The sequence below is a fragment of the Frigoribacterium sp. PvP054 genome (genome assembly GCF_040547465.1).
In the GTDB taxonomy this organism is placed as follows: Bacteria; Actinomycetota; Actinomycetes; order Actinomycetales; family Microbacteriaceae; genus Frigoribacterium.
Map to the genome: position 1 here is coordinate 556,589 of NZ_JBEPPU010000001.1, position 17,057 is coordinate 573,645.

Consider the following 17,057-nt stretch of genomic DNA (forward strand, 5'->3'; position numbering starts at 1 on the left):
ATCAGATCTTACGTCCGCGGTCGCCCGCGCCGGGGCCGGGTTTCTCGACGTCGTGACGGGCCGGGTCGTCGGCCACCTCGCGGGCGACGTCGGCCGGGACGCCGAGGCCGCCGAGGTGCGCCTTCGCGATCTCGCCGACGGCACGTCCGAGCGTGGGGTCCTCGCCGCGGGCGAGGCCGGCGTACTCGAGGCGGACGCCCCCGTCGGTCTCGGTCGCCTTGACCCAGACCCGCCGGCGGGGCACGAAGAGGGCGGTCAGCAGGCCCGCGAACGACAGGCCCGCGAAGAGCAGCACCCAGACCTGTGACGGGTCGTGGTGGATGTCGAACGAGGCGAAGCGCTTGACGCCGTCGAACGTGATGGTGCCGAGGCCGTCGGGGATCGTCGCGGTCTCGCCGGGCGTCAGCTGGATCGCCTTCTCCTGCGCGTCGTCGTCGGTGCCGGCCAGGGGCGTGAGCCCGTCGGTGGTCAGCGTGTAGACCGAGGTCGGCACGCCCTGGTCGAGCCCGAGGTCGCCCGAGTAGACGTTGAGGCTGAGCACGGGGTTGGTCGTGTCGGGGTCGTCCGACGACAGGGCTCCCGTGCCGAGGTCGACGGCAGAGGGGTAGAAGAACCCGATCATGCCGAGCTGCTCGGGCAGGGCGTCGGGCACCTTGATGACCCCGAGCGAGGTCAGGTTGGTGTCCTGCGGCAGGAAGGGCACGGTGTCGCGGAAGGCGACGTTGCCCTCTCCGTCGCGGACGGTGACGTCGACCGCGTAGCCGTTGCCCAGCAGGTAGACGTTCGAACCGCCGATCGAGAGCGGCGAGTTGACCTTGATCTGCGTCTTCTCGGCGTCACCGCCCCGGGTCTCGGCGGTGACGTCGGCCGTGAAGTCCGTGGCCATTCCGGCCGCGCCGTCGGTGTCGGGCGCGTACTCCGTCGAGAACCGGTCGAGCGCGATGGAGAACGGCGACAGCTGCGACTCGTCGAACCAGCGCCCCGGGTTGAACGAGTCGTACGAGCCGAGCACGTTCGAGAACGTCTGGCCCTCGACGACGACGCGCTGACCCGAGTAGCCGAAGCCGCCGCCGATGCCGACGGTCAGCAGCACGCCCACCAGCGCCGAGTGGAACACCAGGTTGCCGGTCTCGCGCAGGTAACCGCGCTCGGCGCTGACCGAGTCGCCGAAGACCTGGGTGCGGTAGCCGGAGCGCCTCAGCTGCGCACGGGCGGCCTCGACCGCACGGGCGGCCGTGATCGAGGCGTCACCCGCGCCTCTTGCGCCCTCGAGGGTGACCGAGCGGTAGCCGGCCAGGCGTGACAGGCGTGCCGGGGTCTTCGGCGGACGCGCGCGGAGCGCCTCGAAGTGGTGACGGGTCCGGGGGATGATGCAGCCGATCAGCGAGATGAACAGCAGCAGGTAGACGGCCGAGAACCACGGCGACGAGTACGTGTCGAACACCCCGAGCTTGTCGAGCACCGGGAAGAGGTCGGGGTGGTCGGTGCGGTACTGCACGACGCCGTTGGGGTCGGAGGTGCGCTGGGGCACGAGCGACCCGGGGATCGCCGCGACGGCCAGCAGCATGAGCAGGAACAGCGCGGTCTTCATGCTGGTCAGCTGACGCCAGAAGAAGCGCAGGTAGCCGATCGGGCCGAGCTTGGGCTGCGTGATGCCGGACCCCTCGGTCGACGCGGGCCGGACCGAGTCGATGTGGTCGCTCGGACGCAGCGGGTCGCCGGCGACGTCGGTCGTGTCGACGTCGACCGGGTCGGCGTCGGCCGCGGACGAGGAGGCGCGGGTCGCGTCGCCCGCGCCCCGGTCAGACGATCGTGCCATAGCTCGCGATCACCGCCCCGACGTGCGACATGAGGCTGGACCAGAGGCCCGTGACCATGAGCAGACCGATGAGCACGAGCAGTGACCCTCCGACGATGTTGACGACGCGGATGTGCCGCTTGACGAACGAGATGGACCGTGAGGCCCAGCCGAAGCCGAGCGCGACGAGCAGGAAGGGCACGCCGAGGCCGATGCAGTAGAACGCACCGAGCAGGACGCCCTGCCAGGCCGAACCCGAGCCGAGCGCCAGCACCTGGACGGCCGCGAGGGTCGGACCGATGCAGGGCGTCCAGCCGATGCCGAAGACGACGCCGAGCAGCGGTGCCCCCGCCAGGCCCGTCCGCGGCAGGAACCCGGGCTTCAGGGTGCGCTGCAGGAACGTGAACTGCCCGATGAACACGAGACCGAGCAGGACGACCACGACGCCCATGACCCGGGTGACGATCTCACGCCACTGGATGAGCCAGAACCCCGCCGAGGCGAAGGCCAGCGACGTGCCGACGAAGACGACCGAGAACCCCAGGACGAACAGGACGACGCCGAGCACGAGCCGTCGGCGGTCTCGCCGCTTGGCCCGCGCCTCCGTCGCCCCCGTCGTCAGACCGCCGACGTAGCCGAGGTAGCCGGGGACGAGCGGCAGCACGCAGGGCGACAGGAACGAGATGAGACCCGCCAACAACGCCACCGGCAGGCCGACCGCGAGCTGACCGCCCACGACCGCGTCGAAGAAGGGATTGCCCTGGTACACCTAGGACGTCTCGGCGAGGGTGTCGGAGATCAGGGTGTCGAGGATGCCCGGCCCGTCGAGGCCGCCGAGGATGCGGGCGGCGATCCGCCCCTGCCGGTCGAGGACGATCGTCGTCGGGACGGCGTTGGGGGCGATCGTGCCGGCCAGGGCGAGTTGGACGGCGCCGTCGTTGGCGTCGACGACCGAGGGGTAGGTGACGTCGAACGTGCGGGCGAAGGCGAGGGAGGTGTCCGCCTGGTCGCGCACGTTGACGCCGAGGAACTCGACGCCCTTGTCGGCGTAGGCCTGGTTCAGCTTCTCGAGCTCGGGGGCCTCGAGGCGGCAGGGCGGGCAGGCGGCGTACCAGAAGTTGAGGACGACGACCTCGCCCTCGTGGTCGGACCGCGAGACGGTCTCGCCCGCGTCGGTCTCGGCGGTGAACTCGACCGGGTCGGCGCGGTCGTCGGGGGCGATCTCGGTGACGGTGCCGTTGCCCGAGATGTAGTTCTCGGTCGTGCCGTTGCCGTACTGCTTCGCGAGGTCGTCGGCCGTGCTCGAGCAGCCCGTGGCGACGAGGGCCACGACGGCCGTCAGGGCGGCCGCGCGGGCGACGAGTCGGGCGCGGGTCGGGCGGATGGTCTGGCTCACACTGCTCCCAGGTCGACGGCGGACGCGTTCAAGTGTGCAGCGGGTTCCTGGTAGCCGACCTCGACGAAGCCCCCGGCGCGACGCTCGAGCGTGGTGACGCTCGACAGGGTGCACCGACGGCGTCGCGGGTCGTGGAACAACCGGGCGCCGGTGACGCTGCGGTGGACCATCCAGATCGGCAGCTGGTGGCTGACCAGGACGACGTCGCCGTCGTCGACGCTCGACCAGGCCTCGTCGACGGCCGACAGCATGCGGGCGGCGATGCTGACGTAGGCCTCGCCCCAGCTGGGCTTCAGGGGGTTGACGATCCAGGGCCACTCGGCGGGCACCTTGAGCTGCCTGGCGATGCTGAAGTCGCTGCGCCGGCCCTCGTACTTGTTGGTCGGCTCGACGAGTCGCTCGTCGACCTGCACCTCGAGGCCGAAGGCCGACGCCCAGGGGGCCGCGCTCTCTCGGGTGCGTTGCAGCGGAGAGGCGAAGAGGGCCCGGACCGGGACGCCCTGCTCTCGGAAGGCCTCGGCGGACGCGGCCGCCATCCGGTGGCCGAGGTCGCTGAGACCGAAACCGTCGAGCCGGCCGTAGAGCACGTGCTCGGGGTTGTGCACCTCACCGTGCCGGACGAGGTGGATCTGCTGCGCGGGCATGGAGACGAGTCTAGGTCGGCCGTCGCTGCACACCTCCCCCACGGAAACCTCCAAGCTCCGGCGCCCCGGGGCCGCTGACGCGGGGCGCGGCCTGTAAACTCGGGCCTCGTGATCGAACGCACCCTCATCAAAGACCTGTCCGCGCTGCCCGACGGACCCGTGACCGTGACCGGCTGGGTCGAGACGGTGCGCGATCAGAAGAAGGTGCAGTTCGTCGTCCTGCGGGACGAGACCGGTGCCCTGCAGCTGGTCCGACCCCGCACCGCCGCCGACGTGCTCGCCGCCGCGGGCGAGACGGACGACGTCGCCGACGCCATCTCGTCCCTCTCGCAGGGCAGCTTCGTCACGGTCACCGGCGAGCTGAAGCACGACGAGCGCGTCAAGCTCGGTGGCATCGAGGTCAAGGTCGAGACCCTCGTCATCGACTCCCTGGCCGACCCCGAGACCCCCATCGCCGCCGACAGCGGCATCGACAAGCGCCTCGACTGGCGCTTCCTCGACCTGCGCGTGCCCCGCAACGCCTTGATCTTCCGGGTGCAGACGACCTTCGAGCACGCCCTGCGCACTTGGTGGATCGAGCGCGACTACGTCGAGATCCACACCCCGAAGCTCATGGCGACCCCGAGCGAGTCGAACGCCGAACTGTTCAAGGTCGACTACTTCGACGGTGTCGCCTACCTGGCGCAGAGCCCGCAGTTCTTCAAGCAGATGGCCCAGTCGGCCGGCTTCGGCAAGATCTTCGAGATCGCCCCGGTGTTCCGTGCCGACCCGTCGTTCACCTCACGGCACGCGACCGAGTTCACGGGCGTCGACGCCGAGATCAGCTACGTCGAGAGCCACGAGGACGTCATGCAGATGCAAGAGCAGCTGTTGGCCTTCGCGTTCCAGGCCGTGGCCGACAAGCACGGCGCCGAGATCAAGGAGCTCTTCGACGTCGACGTCGTCGTGCCGACCGTGCCCTTCCCGCGCATCCCGCTGGCCGAGGCCAAGCGCATCGTGGCCGAGCGCGGCTACGAGGTGCCCCGTGCCGACGCCGACATGGACCCCGAGGGCGAGCGCCGGATCGCCGAGTACGTCGCCGAGGAGTACGGCCACGACTTCGTGTACCTGACCGACTACGACGCGTCAATCCGCCCGTTCTACCACATGCGTCACGACGACGACCCGCAGCTCACCAAGAGCTACGACCTGATCTACCGCGGCACCGAGATCACCACGGGCGCCCAGCGCGAGCACCGCATCGAGGTGCTCGAGCAGCAGATCCGCGAGAAGGGCATGAAGCCCGAAGAGCTGTCGAGCTACCTCGACTTCTTCCGCTTCGGCGCCCCGTCGCACGGTGGCTTCGGCATGGGTCTCGCCCGCGTGCTGATGCTCATGCTGCACCAGGCGAACCTGCGCGAGGTGACCTTCCTCTTCCGTGGCCCCACGCGCCTCCAGCCGTAGCGTAGACCCCACGGCGACGCCCCGACGAGTCCGGCTCGTCGGGGCGTCGCCGTGTCCACCGGGGGCCCGCCGCCGGGTCGCCCCTCAGAGGAAGGCGCTGCGGAGCGCCGTCCGCAGGCGGTCGGGCTCGACGCGCCAGATCGTGTGCACCCGGCCGTCGAGCAGGACGACGGGGATCTCTTCGGCGTACTCGGCGGTGAGCTCGGCGTCGTCGAGGATGTTCTTCTCGTCGACGGGAAGCGCAGCATCGGCGAACTCGGCCTCGGCCAGCACCTCGGCGAGCGCGGACCGGGCGTCGTCGCAGAGGTGGCAGCCCGGCTTGGTCAACAGGGTGATTCGCGGTTCGGCCATGCCCACAAGGGTAGCGACGGCCGCGGCTGCCCCGGGCACGACGAAGGCCCCCGGCGACCGGTGGTCGGCGGGGGCCTTCGTGTACAGCGGCTACTTCTTGTTGCGACGCTGGTGACGAGTCTTGCGAAGCAGCTTGCGGTGCTTCTTCTTCGCCATGCGCTTGCGACGCTTCTTGATGACAGAACCCATAGAGGACCTCACTGATTTCTGGATTGGACCGACCGGGTCCGAAACAGAACCGCGGAAAAATGCCTCGGCTCAGTCTACTAGGACGGCCCGAGAAAGTCGAAGTGGGTCAGCCGACGTCGGCGACGCCGGTCCGCAGCACGGCCACGACGGCCGATTCGGGCACGCGGAAGGACCGTCCGAAACGGATGGCCGGCAGCTCGCCCGAGTGCACCATGCGGTACACCGTCATCTTCGACACGCGCATCATGTCGGCCACCTCGGCGACCGTCAGGAACCGCACATCCGAGAGATCCTGCGACATGACCCTGCCTCGACTCGGGCCCCGTGCCGGGGCTGTGGGGCAGAAGGGTGTTTCCCGTGTGCCTGGGGGCAACTCTAGGGGCGCGTGTGACTCGGTGTAAAGGAACGGTCGGGCTCTACGGCCCCGTGCGCCCGAGGCGCTTGCGCACCGGGTCGATCACGCGCTCGTCGAGGGCACCGAGTGCGCTCTGTGCGTCGTGCAGGGCCGAGGAGGCGCGGTGCTGGGCCCCGGCCACGTAGCGGCCCAGCGTGCTGCCGACGTCTTCGGCGTCGGGCAGGCTCTCGGCCGCCCTCCGCAGCGGGGCGGGCACGGTGGCCCCGGCCCACGCCGCGAACGGCGTGCTGGTCAGCGCGTCCGAGACCAGGGAGTCGACGCTGACGAACGGGATCAGCCAGTCCTCGACGGCCTCGAGCGGCCCCGGCTCGACCGAGTAGTACCGGTGCTGGCCTTCTTCGCGGACGGTGACCAGGCCGGCCTCGCGCAGCACGCGGAGGTGCTTCGAGACCGTGGGCTGGCTGATGCCGAGCGAGGTGACCATCTCGCCCACGCTGATGTCGGCGTTGGCGGAGTCGGTCGACGTCGAGGCATCGAGCAGCACCTTCAGGAGGTCTCGGCGGGTGGCGTCGGCGATCACGGCGAAGATGTCCGGCATGCAGCCAGCGTAGTGACCCGGCGCGGGCACGGCCTCGGGCACCGCCGGGATAGCATGACCGGCGTGACTCGCGCCCCCGTCGCCGGTCGACGCCGCCCCTCGGACCCCGGCCGCTCGCCCTGGCACAGACTCAGCGACGCGATCGACGACATCGGTCGCAAGTCGCCCGCTCGCTTCGCCATCCTCATCTTCACCGGCCTGATCGTCGTCTTCACGCTGGTGTTCTCGCTGCCCGTCTCGTCCGCCGACCGGACGGTCACGCCCCTGGCCGACTCCGTCTTCACGGCCGTCTCGGTGATCTGCGTCACCGGCCTCGCGACCGTCGACATGGCGACGCACTGGTCCCTGTTCGGCCACGTCGTCATCTTCGTCGGCGTGCAGATCGGCGCGATCGGGGTGCTCACCCTGGCCTCGATCATGGGTCTCGTGGTGTCCCGCAAGCTCGGCCTGCGGGCGCGACTCATGGCGGCCGGCGACCAGAACCCCCTGCGGGTGCACGCGGGCCCGGTGCCCGAGGGGCAGGCCGTCCGGCTCGGCGAGATCGGCGGGTTGCTGACCACCGTGGCGCTCAGCTCGTTCGTCATCCAGCTGGCCATCGCCCTGCTGATGATCCCCCGCATGCTGATCGACGGCATCCCCGTCGGCGACGCCGTGCTCGACAGCTTCTACTACTCGGCGATGGCCTTCACCAACACCGGGTTCACCCCCAACGCCGACGGCCTGGCCGCGTTCGAGAACGACTACTGGTTCCTCAGCCTGATCATGATCGGGGTGTTCCTCGGCAGCATCGGGTTCCCCGTGATCTACGCACTGGCCCGGAACCCCCGCAACCCCCGCCGCTGGTCGGTGCACGTGAAGCTGACCCTGCTGACGACGGCGATCCTGATCGTGTTCGGCATGGTGCTGTACATCGTCCTCGAGTTCGACAACCCGAAGACGTTCGGCGGCATCGAAGCCGGCCCGACGGTGTTCCAGTCGCTGTTCCTCAGCATGATGACGAGGTCGGGCGGCTTCTCGACGATCCAGATCTCCGACCTCAACGGGTCGTCGCTGCTCGTCACCGACATGCTCATGTTCATCGGCGGCGGCTCCGCCTCGACGGCCGGTGGCATCAAGGTGACCACGCTCGCCGTGCTGTTCCTCGCGGCGTTCGCCGAGGCGCGCGGTCAGCGGTCGATGGAGGCCTTCGGCCGCCGCATCCCCAGCGACGTGCTGCGCCTGGCCGTCAGCGTCGTGCTCTGGGGTGCCACGATCGTGGCCGTGTCGAGCATCCTGATCATGCACATCACGAAAGAGCCCCTCGACCACGTCCTGTTCGAGTCCATCTCGGCGTTCGCCACCTCGGGCCTCAGCACGGGCCTCACCGAGCGCCTCCCCGACTCGGCGAAGTACATCCTGGCCGTCACGATGTGGATGGGCCGCGTTGGTACAGTGACACTCTCCGTCGCCCTGGCCGCCAGCCAGCGACGCCAGCTGTTCACGAGAGCCGAGGAGCGACCGATCGTTGGTTGACAAGATCAAGCACGACGCCCCCGTGCTCGTCATCGGCCTCGGGCGCTTCGGCGCCGCGACCGCCGGGCAGCTCGAGCGTCAGGACCGCGACGTCCTGGCCGTCGACACCGACGCCGGCCTCGTGCAGAAGTGGGCCGACCGCGTGACGCACGCGGTCCAGGCCGACGCCCGCAGCATCGACGCCCTCAAGCAGATCGGCGCACAGGACTTCTCGATCGCCGTCGTCGCGGTCGGCTCGTCCATCGAGGCGAGCGTCCTGATCACCGCGAACCTCGTCGACCTGAAGGTGCCCCAGATCTGGGCGAAGGCCATCAGCCAGTCGCACGGCAAGATCCTGGCCCGCATCGGCGCCAACCACGTCATCTACCCCGAGCGCGAGGCCGGCGAGCGCGTCGCGCACCTCGTCTCGGGCCGGATGCTCGACTACATCGAGTTCGACGATGCCTTCGCCATCGTCAAGATGTACCCGCCGAAGCCCGTCCGCGGCGCCTCGTTGGCCGCCTCGAACATCCGGACCAAGTACGGCATCACGATCGTCGGCGTCAAGAGCCCCGGAGGCGCGTTCGTCGAGGCCACGCCCGAGACCGTCATCAGCAACCACGACCTGATCATCGTGTCGGGCGACAGCCGCGCGATCGAGCGCTTCGCCGCCCTCGAGGGCTGACCGCGGCCCGACGAGCGGCGGTGCCGACGGGTCGGCGGCCCTGGGGGCGGTGCCCGGCGGGTCAGCGCCCTTCGGCGATCTCGCGGTTGCGGGCGAGGGCGGCCTGCGTGGCCCGCTCGAACAGCTCGAGCAGGCCACCGTCGGCGAGCTCGGCGACGGCGCGCTCGGTCGTGCCGCCGGGGCTCGTCACGCGGCGGCGCAGTTCGGCCGGCGCGGTCTCGGCCGGGAGGACGTCGCTCGCGGCGAGCAGCTCGCTCGCGCCGCGGAACGTGCCCTGGACCATCGTGGCGGCCTGCGCGCGGGTGAAGCCCAACGCGACCGCCGCCTCCTGCAGTCGCTCGATGAGGTAGAAGACGTAGGCGGGGCCCGAACCCGAGATCGTGCTGAGCGCGTCGATCTGCGGCTCGGGGACGACCACGACGTCGCCGACGACGGCGAAGAGCGACCGGGCGAGCTCGAGGTCGGCGTCGGTCGACCGTGACCCGGCGCTGAGCCCGGTGACGCCGAGCCCGACGTGCGACGGGGTGTTCGGCATGGAGCGCAGCACCGAGACGGAGTCGGGCAGGGCGGCCTCCATGGTGGCGGTCGTGACGCCCGCGGCGAGGCTCACCACGACGGTGCCCGCGTCGAGCACCGGGCCGATCTCGCGCAGCAGGTCGACCACCATGTGCGGCTTGACGCCGATCAGCACGAGCCGGGCACCCACGACGGCCGAGGCGTTCGCGCTCGGGTCGGTCTCGGTCGCGAGCGAGGTGACGGCACCGTGCCGCAGGGCCCGGGCCTTGACCTCGGTGCGGTTCGTCACCCGCACGCCCCCGTCGACGGTGACCTCGGGGCGCAGCAACCCCTGCAGGATGGCGCCGCCCATCGAGCCGGCTCCGAGAATCGCTGTGGTGGGGAGGGTGGTGACCATCCGGCCATCCTAGGATCGACCAGGACCACACGAGGGGATCGAACCGATGAGCAGTCACGGCGGCAACAAGGCGATCATCGCCGCACTCAGCGCGAACCTGGGCATCGCGGTGACGAAGTTCATCGCGTGGGCCTTCTCGGGCTCGTCGTCGATGCTCGCCGAGGGCGTCCACTCGCTCGCCGACTCGGGCAACCAGTTGCTGCTGTTGCTCGGCGGCCGCAAGGCGAAGAAGGCGGCGGACGCCGAACACCCCTTCGGCCACGGCCGGGAGCGCTACGTCTACGCGTTCGTCGTGTCGATCATCCTGTTCAGCGTCGGCGGGGTCTTCTCCCTCTACGAGGGCGTCGAGAAGCTGCGCGAGCCGCACCCGCTCGACGTGCCGTGGCTGCCCGTGCTCGTGCTGGCGATCTCGCTCACGCTCGAGGGTTTCTCGTTGCGCACGGCGATCCGCGAGTCGCGTCCGAGCAAGGGCCAGCAGAGCTGGGCGTCGTTCATCCGCCGGGCCAAGGCGCCCGAGCTGCCCGTCGTGCTGCTCGAGGACGCCGCGGCGCTGCTCGGCCTGTCGTTCGCCATGATCGGCGTCGTCCTGACCTGGATCACGGGCGACGGCGTGTACGACGCGATCGGCACGATCGCCATCGGCCTGCTGCTCGTGGCGGTGGCGGTGGTCCTCGGCATCGAGACCAAGAGCCTGCTCGTCGGCGAGGGCGCCTCGGCCGACGACGTGCGGAAGATCCGCGACGCGATCACGGGCGGCCCCGAGGTCGAGTCGATCATCCACATGAAGACGCTCTACCTCGGCCCTGACGAGCTGCTCGTCGGCGTCAAGGTCGCGATGCCCGGCCGGACCGTGCTCGCCGACGTGGCGAGCGGCATCAACGCCGTCGAGGCGCGCATCCGCGAGGCCGTGCCGATCGCCCGCGTCATCTACGTCGAGCCCGACGTGTGGGTCAAGCCCGGCCAGGTCGACCCGCCCACCGACGCGATCGTCATCCGCGCCGCCGACTGAGGACCGAGGAGGCGCGGGTCACCGACCAGGGTCAGCGCGGTACGGCGCGGCCCGGTGCGGTGCGGTGCGGTGCGGCGCGGCGCTCTTCAGCGACGCTCGGCGAAGAACGCGTCGAGCTGCGCCCGGCACTCGGCCTCGCGCACCCCGGCGTAGACCTCGGCGCGGTGCGGCAGCCTGCGGTCGCGGACGATGTCGTAGACGCTGCCCGCGCCTCCTGCCTTCTCGTCCCAGGCGCCGTAGACGAGACGCGGCACGCGCGCGGCGAGCAGCGCGCCGGCGCACATCGGGCACGGTTCGAGCGTGACCACCAGGGTCGTGCCGGTGAGGTGCCAGTCGCCCGTGTGCCGGGCCGCGGCCCGCAGGGCGATCACCTCGGCGTGGGCCGTCGGGTCCTGACGCAGTTCGCGCTCGTTGCGTCCGGTGGCGATCACCACGCCGTCGACGTCGACGACCACGGCACCGACCGGGACGTCGGCCGAGACCCGACAGGCGTCGGCCTCGGCGAGGGCGAGCGACATCCAGTCGTCGAACTCGGGCGGGACGGCGATCACGGGGCCTCGGCGGGGTCTCGGCGGCTCGCGGAACCGGTCGACTCCGCTACCGTTGAGCCTATGCGAGTGCACGTAGCGGACCACCCCCTCATCACCCACAAGCTGACCGTGCTCCGCGACAAGAGCACGCCCTCACCCACCTTCCGGGCGCTGACCGAAGAGCTCGTCACGCTGCTGGCCTACGAGGCCACGCGCGACGTGCGCACCAGCCCCGTCGACATCGAGACCCCGGTCGGCCCGACCACCGGGCTCGAGATCAGCCAGCCGCGGCCGCTCGTCGTGCCCATCCTGCGGGCGGGGCTCGGCATGCTCGAGGGAATGACCAAGCTCGTCCCCACGGCCGAGGTGGGGTTCCTCGGCATGGTGCGTGACGAAGAGACCCTGCAGCCGACGACGTACGCCGAGCGCCTGCCCGACGACCTCTCGAACCGCCAGTGCTTCGTGCTCGACCCCATGCTCGCCACCGGCGGGTCGCTCATCGCGGCCATCGACTACCTGCTCGACCGCGGGGCCGTCGACGTCACGGCGGTCTGCATCCTCGCCGCCCCCGAGGGCCTCGCGGCCGTCGAAGAGGCCATGGCGGGTCGCGACGTGCACGTCGTGCTCGGCGCCGTCGACGAGAGGCTCAACGAGCAGGGCTACATCGTGCCCGGGCTCGGCGACGCGGGCGACCGCCTGTACGGTCTCGCCTGACGCGACCCGCCTGCACGACCCGCACCGCGCCTCCTGGACGTCAGGAGGCGCGGTTCGTCGTCCCGGGGCTCGTCACGACACCCGGGGGCGGGCCTCGCTTGACATCGGGACGCGTGGTGTAACAAGATCGACCCCATGACCAACAGTGTGCTCACCCCGACCTCTCGTGAGGCCCTCGGGAGCGCCGGCATGATGATGCCGATGCACGCTGTCATGTGTCGAATGTGTGCCTGATCCGGCCACACACCTCGCCGAGTCGAAGCTGCTGACACCGCCAGCTGAGCTCGCGGCCCCACCCGGTCGCTGAGCCACCGACTCCCGGATGCTCCGCGTCGTCACCCCCGACGCGCATCCCGAACGGTGCACCGCACCGACTGCTCGTGACGTACGGCACCATCGCCGGCGGGATCGAGCACCGACACACATCGAGCAGCCCCTCGGCATCCCGGCGACCCGTCGGCCCGAGCGGCGGCCGCCGTCACGCTAGGACCCCGCCTGTCATGTCCCTCATCCTCGACCGCCCCGTCACCGCCACCCGAACCGTCTCCGCCGCGCGACCCGCCACGCCGGCTCCCGTCCGCGAGGTGGCCCCGATCCGGTCCGCCGCCGTTCCGACCGCCACCGCCGCCTCCCCGGCACCTCGGCCCCGCGCCGTGCCCGAGGGCACCGAGGCCCGCGGCTTCGTCCTCTACGTGGGGCTCGACGAGCTCAAGGCCGCGGCCGACGGCACGTCGCTCGGCGACGTGGTCTCGCAGATCAAGGAACTCGTCGCCCGCATCGCCCCGGCCGCCGAGACCCACGCCGCCGTCGCCCTGGCACCCGAGGGCGCCGGCGGACGCGACGTCGAGGTCGTGCGCCTCGCCCTGCAGGACCCTGCCGCCCTCGCGAAGCGCCGGCAGGTCACCGAGGACGACGAACCCGGCGCACGCGGCGGCGTGGTGGTCGACATCTCGCGCAAGCGCCTGCTGCTCGACGGCGACGTGGCCCCCCTGACCTACAAGGAGTTCGAGCTGCTGCAGTACCTCGTCCTGCGCGAGGGCCGCACCATCGAGCGGGCCGAACTGATCGCGAGCCTGTGGGCCGACGGCGACGACGAGGTGCCGAACGAGCGCACCATCGACGTGCACGTCCGCCGCCTCCGGTCGAAGCTCGGCGCCTTCGAGGACATCGTCCGCACCGTCCGGGGCGTCGGCTACCGGTTCGACCGGCACGCCGACGTGTCGATCCGGCACGCGTCCACGCCGTCGCCCGACGTCTTCTGAGCCACCCCCGCCCGCCGGGACCCGGTCGGTGCCCGGGGCGTCCGGGCGGGTGCGGTGGCGGGACCCGGTCGTCCCCCGGAGTTCTCAGGAATTGCTCGGGTTCGACCCTGGACCACCGTTACCGATCCGTTATAGATTGTGTCTCGCCGACGTCGTTTGCTGTGGCGGCCGAGGCGGAATGTGATTGCAGGACACTCTTGGTGCAAGGGAAGAGGGCCGGTCGCCGTCGGGCGACCGGCCCTCTGTCGTCCGCCCCGACGCCCGACCCCGGCGTGGTGGCGTCCGGTGGCGGCCCGACGTCGGTGGCCTTTCGTAGACTCGTCCTCGACGAACGTGAGGGACGACATGAGTGAGACATCGATGGCCGTGGGTGCCTGGGAGGCCCTCTTCAGGGCCCAGGTCAGCGTCATGCGCGAACTGACCGACTGCTTCCCGACCAGCGAGATCTCGTTCAACGAGTACGACGTGCTGTTCAACCTCTCGAACCAGCCCGACCGACGCGCCCGCATCCGCGACCTGACGCGCCACCTGCTCCTCACACAGCCGAGCATCAGCCGCCTCGTCGACCGGCTCGCGTCGAAGGGCATCGTCGAGAAGGCCTCCGACCCGGGCGACGGGCGCGGCATCATCGTGGCCATGACCGACGAGGGCTACGACCTCTACCGTCGCACGGCCGTCAGTCACGCCGCGGCGATCCGGCGACGCGTGGGCGGTGCCCTCGACGACGACGAACTGGCGTCCCTCGCCGACCTCTGCACGAAGCTGCGGCTCGGCACCCCGATCGAGGCGAGCGCATGACGTCACCCTCGATCGTCTGGCTGCGCGACGACCTCCGCCTCGCCGACAACCCGGCCCTGACCGCTGCCGTCGAGCGCGGCGAGCCCGTCGTCGTGCTCTTCCTGCTCGACGACGAGACCGAGGGCATCCGCCCCCTGGGCGCGGCGTCGCGGTGGTGGCTGCACCACAGCCTCTCCGCCCTCGCCGCCTCGCTGGGCGAGATCGGCGGCCGGCTCACGCTGCGCCGCGGCCCGCAGGCCCGCGAGCTGCCCCGCCTCGTCGACGAGGTCGGCGCCGGTGCCGTCTTCTGGAACCGCCGCTACGGCCTGGCCGCACGCGACGCCGACGCCGACCTCAAGTCGTCGTTGCGTGACCGCGGCCTCGACGTCCGCAGCTTCCAGGCCAACCTGATGTTCGAACCGTGGACGATCCAGACCGGCCAGGGCCAGCCCTTCAAGGTCTTCACGCCGTTCTGGCGAGCCTGCCTCGACCGCCCGGAGCCGCGCCACCCCGAGGCCGCGCCCGACGAGCTGCACGGGCCTCGCACGGCACCCGACAGCGACGACCTCGACTCGTGGGGCCTGCTGCCCACGACGCCCGACTGGGCCGGCGGCCTGCGCGAGGCGTGGACCCCGGGTGAGGCGTCCGCCCTCGACACCCTCGAGCGCTTCGCGACGGGCCACCTCGCCGACTACGGCCTGCGCGACGAACCGGCCCAAGAGGCGACCAGCCACCTCTCGCCGCACCTCCGCTTCGGCGAGGTCAGCCCCTTCCAGGTGTGGCACCGCATGCGCGGCGACCTCGCACCCGACGCCCGCGAACAGGCCTCCGGGTTCTTGCGCGAGCTGGTCTGGCGCGAGTTCAACCACACCGTCCTCTTCGCGAACCCGCACCTGGCCACCGAGAACTACCGGCCCGAGTTCGACGAGTTCCCGTGGCACGAGCTCGAGCCGGGCGAGCTCGAGGCCTGGCAGCAGGGCACGACGGGCATCCCCCTGGTCGACGCCGGCATGCGCGAGCTCTGGACGACCGGCTACATGCACAACCGCGTCCGCATGGTCACGGCGAGCTTCCTCGTGAAGAACCTGCTGGCCGACTGGCGCGTCGGTGAGCAGTGGTTCTGGGACACCCTGGTCGACGCCGACGAGGCCAACAACCCCGCCAACTGGCAGTGGACGGCGGGCTCGGGAGCCGACGCCGCGCCGTACTTCCGGGTGTTCAACCCCGTGCTGCAGGCCGACAAGTTCGACAAGCACCGCGACTACGTGCGGCGCTGGGTGCCCGAGGTCGACGACGACTCGTACCCCGAGCCCATGGTCGACCTCAAGGCCTCCCGACGTGCCGCGCTCGACGCCTACGAGTCGATGCGACGACGCACGCGGTCCGACTGACGACCGCCCCGGCCCGTTCCACCCTGCTCTGCTCCGCCCTGCTCTGCTCCGCCCCCGAGAGGACCACCCCCGTGACGACGACCCTCGAGCCCACCGGCTCCGCGTCCCCGACGGGGATCGACGCCGTGTTCGCCGCCCGCCCGTCCGACCGCCGGGGGCCGAGCGCCGTCTGGGCGACCTTCGACCGCACGGGCACCACGCACCACGGCTCTCAGGGCGAGATCGCCCCGGGCACCGCACCCGGCGTCGACACCGCCTACCGCATCGCCTCGTGCACGAAGAGCTTCACGGCCACGGCCATGCTCGCCCTCCGTGACGCCGGGCTCGTCTCGCTCGACGCGCCGATCACCGACTTCGTGCCGGCCTTCGCCGAGGTGACCCTGCCCACGTCGGACTCGCCGGTGCCGACGCTGCGCATGCTGCTGACCATGTCGGCCGGCTTCCCCACGGACGACCCGTGGGGTGACCGGCAGGAATCCCTCACCGACGACGAGCTCGACGCGGTCCTGCGTGCCGGGTTGACCTTCGACAGCGTGCCCGGCACGACCTTCGCGTACTCGAACCTCGGCTTCGCCCTGGTCGGGCGGGCGATCGCCGTCGTCGCCGGGCGCCCGTACCGCGAGGTCGTCGAGTCGACGATCCTCGAGCCCCTCGGGCTGTCCGCCACGGGATTCGAGGCGACCGTGCCGGCGGCCGGTGGCGTCGCGACCGGCCATCGCCGCGCCTCCGACGGGGGCGAGCCCCTGCCGTTCTCCGGCCCCGGTGCCTTCTCGCCCATCGGCGGGCTCTTCAGCACGGTGACCGACCTCACCCGCTGGGCGCGGTGGCTCGGCTCGGCCTTCGACCCCGAGGGCCGGGGCGACCTCGACGGCATCCTGTCACGCGCCTCCCGTCGCGAGATGCAGCAGGTCCAGCGGTTCGTGCCGGCGAGGGCCGGGCACCCGGGCGGCTACGGCTTCGGACTGTTCGTCGAGCACTACCCCGACCACGGCCCCGTGGTGTCGCACAGCGGGGGCTACCCCGGCTTCTCGGCCCACATGCGCTGGCAGGCCGCGACCGGCCTCGGCGCCGTCGGCTTCGAGAACGCGACCTACTCGAGGGTCTCGGAGCCGATCGGGCTCGCCCTCGACGGGATCATGGCCGACCGGCCGGAGGCCCGGGTCGTCGTGCGCCCCTGGCCCGAGACGACGGCCGCCCGCGACGCGGTCGAAGCCGTCGTCCGTGGCGGAGCCGTGCCCGAGGGGCTCTTCAGCGAGAACGTCGAGCTCGACGTCCCGCTCGACCGTCGACGCGCCTCCTGGGCCGCCCTCGTCGAGTCCGTGGGCGGCTGGGACGACTCGGGCGAGGGCGACCCGCTGCCGTCCGACGAGTCGACGGCGCCGTCGCACCTCGTCTGGCGTCGACGCGGGGCCCGGGGCACCGTGCGGTTCGAGATCCGGCTGACGCCCGAGCGTCCGCCCCGGGTGCAGACCGTCTCCGTCACGGGCGAGAGCCCGCGCTAGGCGGGCGTC

The 17,057-nt window shown here is 71.2% G+C and carries 19 protein-coding genes; 9 read left to right on the plus strand and 10 right to left on the minus strand.

What is annotated here, in order from left to right:
* Position 1 precedes the first annotated feature (1 nt).
* From resB to ABID81_RS02555, 4 genes are read right to left on the minus strand one after another with little or no spacing between them, the layout of a single operon-like run.
* Entirely contained in the window at positions 2 to 1,819 is a 1,818-nt protein-coding gene (gene resB, locus ABID81_RS02540; protein ID WP_354593251.1) for a cytochrome c biogenesis protein ResB, read from the minus strand.
* Positions 1,803 to 2,567: a cytochrome c biogenesis CcdA family protein gene (locus ABID81_RS02545; RefSeq protein ID WP_354593252.1), complete on the minus strand. Its 765-nt coding sequence runs from the start codon at positions 2,565 to 2,567 to the stop codon at positions 1,803 to 1,805. Before ABID81_RS02545 ends, resB begins: the two co-directional genes overlap by 17 nt.
* Positions 2,568 to 3,194 (minus strand): TlpA disulfide reductase family protein, encoded by a 627-nt coding sequence (locus tag ABID81_RS02550; RefSeq protein ID WP_354593253.1) that lies wholly within the window; start codon positions 3,192 to 3,194, stop codon positions 2,568 to 2,570.
* Positions 3,191 to 3,838: a histidine phosphatase family protein gene (locus ABID81_RS02555; RefSeq protein ID WP_354593254.1), complete on the minus strand. Its 648-nt coding sequence runs from the start codon at positions 3,836 to 3,838 to the stop codon at positions 3,191 to 3,193. The genes ABID81_RS02550 and ABID81_RS02555 overlap by 4 nt, the downstream gene beginning before the upstream one ends.
* Positions 3,839 to 3,946: 108 nt before the next feature.
* Between ABID81_RS02555 and aspS the strand changes: the two genes are divergently transcribed.
* Entirely contained in the window at positions 3,947 to 5,281 is a 1,335-nt protein-coding gene (aspS, locus tag ABID81_RS02560; RefSeq protein WP_354593255.1) for an aspartate--tRNA(Asn) ligase, read from the plus strand.
* Between the two features lie 84 nt (positions 5,282 to 5,365).
* On the opposite strand, the gene ABID81_RS02565 is transcribed toward aspS, so the two are convergent.
* The 4 genes from ABID81_RS02565 to ABID81_RS02580 all read right to left on the minus strand — a co-directional run bounded on the left by ABID81_RS02565 (position 5,366) and on the right by ABID81_RS02580 (position 6,774).
* Positions 5,366 to 5,632, minus strand: coding sequence for a glutaredoxin family protein (locus ABID81_RS02565; RefSeq protein WP_354593256.1), 267 nt, complete (start codon positions 5,630 to 5,632; stop codon positions 5,366 to 5,368).
* Positions 5,633 to 5,722: 90 nt separating this feature from the next.
* On the minus strand, positions 5,723 to 5,821 hold the full coding sequence (locus tag ABID81_RS02570) for a 30S ribosomal protein bS22 (RefSeq protein ID WP_003792170.1): 99 nt from the start codon (positions 5,819 to 5,821) through the stop codon (positions 5,723 to 5,725).
* Between the two features lie 106 nt (positions 5,822 to 5,927).
* On the minus strand, positions 5,928 to 6,122 hold the full coding sequence (locus ABID81_RS02575; RefSeq protein ID WP_354593257.1) for a helix-turn-helix domain-containing protein: 195 nt from the start codon (positions 6,120 to 6,122) through the stop codon (positions 5,928 to 5,930).
* Positions 6,123 to 6,237: 115 nt separating this feature from the next.
* A complete protein-coding gene (locus tag ABID81_RS02580) occupies positions 6,238 to 6,774 on the minus strand; it encodes an ArsR/SmtB family transcription factor (RefSeq protein WP_354593258.1) in 537 nt (178 codons plus the stop codon).
* Positions 6,775 to 6,828: 54 nt separating this feature from the next.
* On the opposite strand from ABID81_RS02580, the gene ABID81_RS02585 reads away from it, so the two are divergent.
* Both ABID81_RS02585 and ABID81_RS02590 read left to right on the plus strand, forming a co-directional pair.
* Positions 6,829 to 8,286, plus strand: a complete 1,458-nt coding sequence (locus tag ABID81_RS02585) for a TrkH family potassium uptake protein (protein WP_354593259.1) — start codon at positions 6,829 to 6,831, stop codon at positions 8,284 to 8,286.
* Positions 8,279 to 8,950, plus strand: coding sequence for a potassium channel family protein (locus ABID81_RS02590; protein ID WP_056257882.1), 672 nt, complete (start codon positions 8,279 to 8,281; stop codon positions 8,948 to 8,950). Before ABID81_RS02585 ends, ABID81_RS02590 begins: the two co-directional genes overlap by 8 nt.
* A gap of 61 nt (positions 8,951 to 9,011) precedes the next feature.
* Here ABID81_RS02590 and proC read toward each other — a convergent pair whose 3' ends face one another.
* On the minus strand, positions 9,012 to 9,863 hold the full coding sequence (gene proC, locus ABID81_RS02595) for a pyrroline-5-carboxylate reductase (protein WP_354593260.1): 852 nt from the start codon (positions 9,861 to 9,863) through the stop codon (positions 9,012 to 9,014).
* Between the two features lie 46 nt (positions 9,864 to 9,909).
* Between proC and ABID81_RS02600 the strand changes: the two genes are divergently transcribed.
* The gene (locus tag ABID81_RS02600) at positions 9,910 to 10,872 is read left to right on the plus strand and encodes a cation diffusion facilitator family transporter (protein ID WP_354593261.1); all 963 of its coding nucleotides are present in this window, start codon (positions 9,910 to 9,912) and stop codon (positions 10,870 to 10,872) included.
* 86 nt (positions 10,873 to 10,958) lie between these two features.
* Here the strand turns inward: ABID81_RS02600 and ABID81_RS02605 are convergent, their stop codons facing one another.
* Positions 10,959 to 11,390 carry a nucleoside deaminase gene (locus tag ABID81_RS02605; RefSeq protein ID WP_354593319.1) on the minus strand — a complete coding sequence of 144 codons (432 nt, stop codon included), beginning with the start codon at positions 11,388 to 11,390 and terminating at the stop codon, positions 10,959 to 10,961.
* Positions 11,391 to 11,483: 93 nt separating this feature from the next.
* On the opposite strand from ABID81_RS02605, the gene upp reads away from it, so the two are divergent.
* The 5 genes from upp to ABID81_RS02630 all read left to right on the plus strand — a co-directional run bounded on the left by upp (position 11,484) and on the right by ABID81_RS02630 (position 17,048).
* Entirely contained in the window at positions 11,484 to 12,116 is a 633-nt protein-coding gene (gene upp / locus ABID81_RS02610; RefSeq protein WP_354593262.1) for a uracil phosphoribosyltransferase, read from the plus strand.
* Positions 12,117 to 12,616: 500 nt separating this feature from the next.
* Positions 12,617 to 13,378, plus strand: a complete 762-nt coding sequence (locus tag ABID81_RS02615) for a winged helix-turn-helix domain-containing protein (RefSeq protein ID WP_354593263.1) — start codon at positions 12,617 to 12,619, stop codon at positions 13,376 to 13,378.
* 345 nt (positions 13,379 to 13,723) lie between these two features.
* Entirely contained in the window at positions 13,724 to 14,176 is a 453-nt protein-coding gene (locus tag ABID81_RS02620; protein WP_354593264.1) for a MarR family winged helix-turn-helix transcriptional regulator, read from the plus strand.
* Positions 14,173 to 15,546: a cryptochrome/photolyase family protein gene (locus ABID81_RS02625; protein WP_354593265.1), complete on the plus strand. Its 1,374-nt coding sequence runs from the start codon at positions 14,173 to 14,175 to the stop codon at positions 15,544 to 15,546. Before ABID81_RS02620 ends, ABID81_RS02625 begins: the two co-directional genes overlap by 4 nt.
* 71 nt (positions 15,547 to 15,617) lie before the next feature.
* Positions 15,618 to 17,048: a serine hydrolase domain-containing protein gene (locus ABID81_RS02630; protein ID WP_354593266.1), complete on the plus strand. Its 1,431-nt coding sequence runs from the start codon at positions 15,618 to 15,620 to the stop codon at positions 17,046 to 17,048.
* Positions 17,049 to 17,057: the final 9 nt, after the last annotated feature.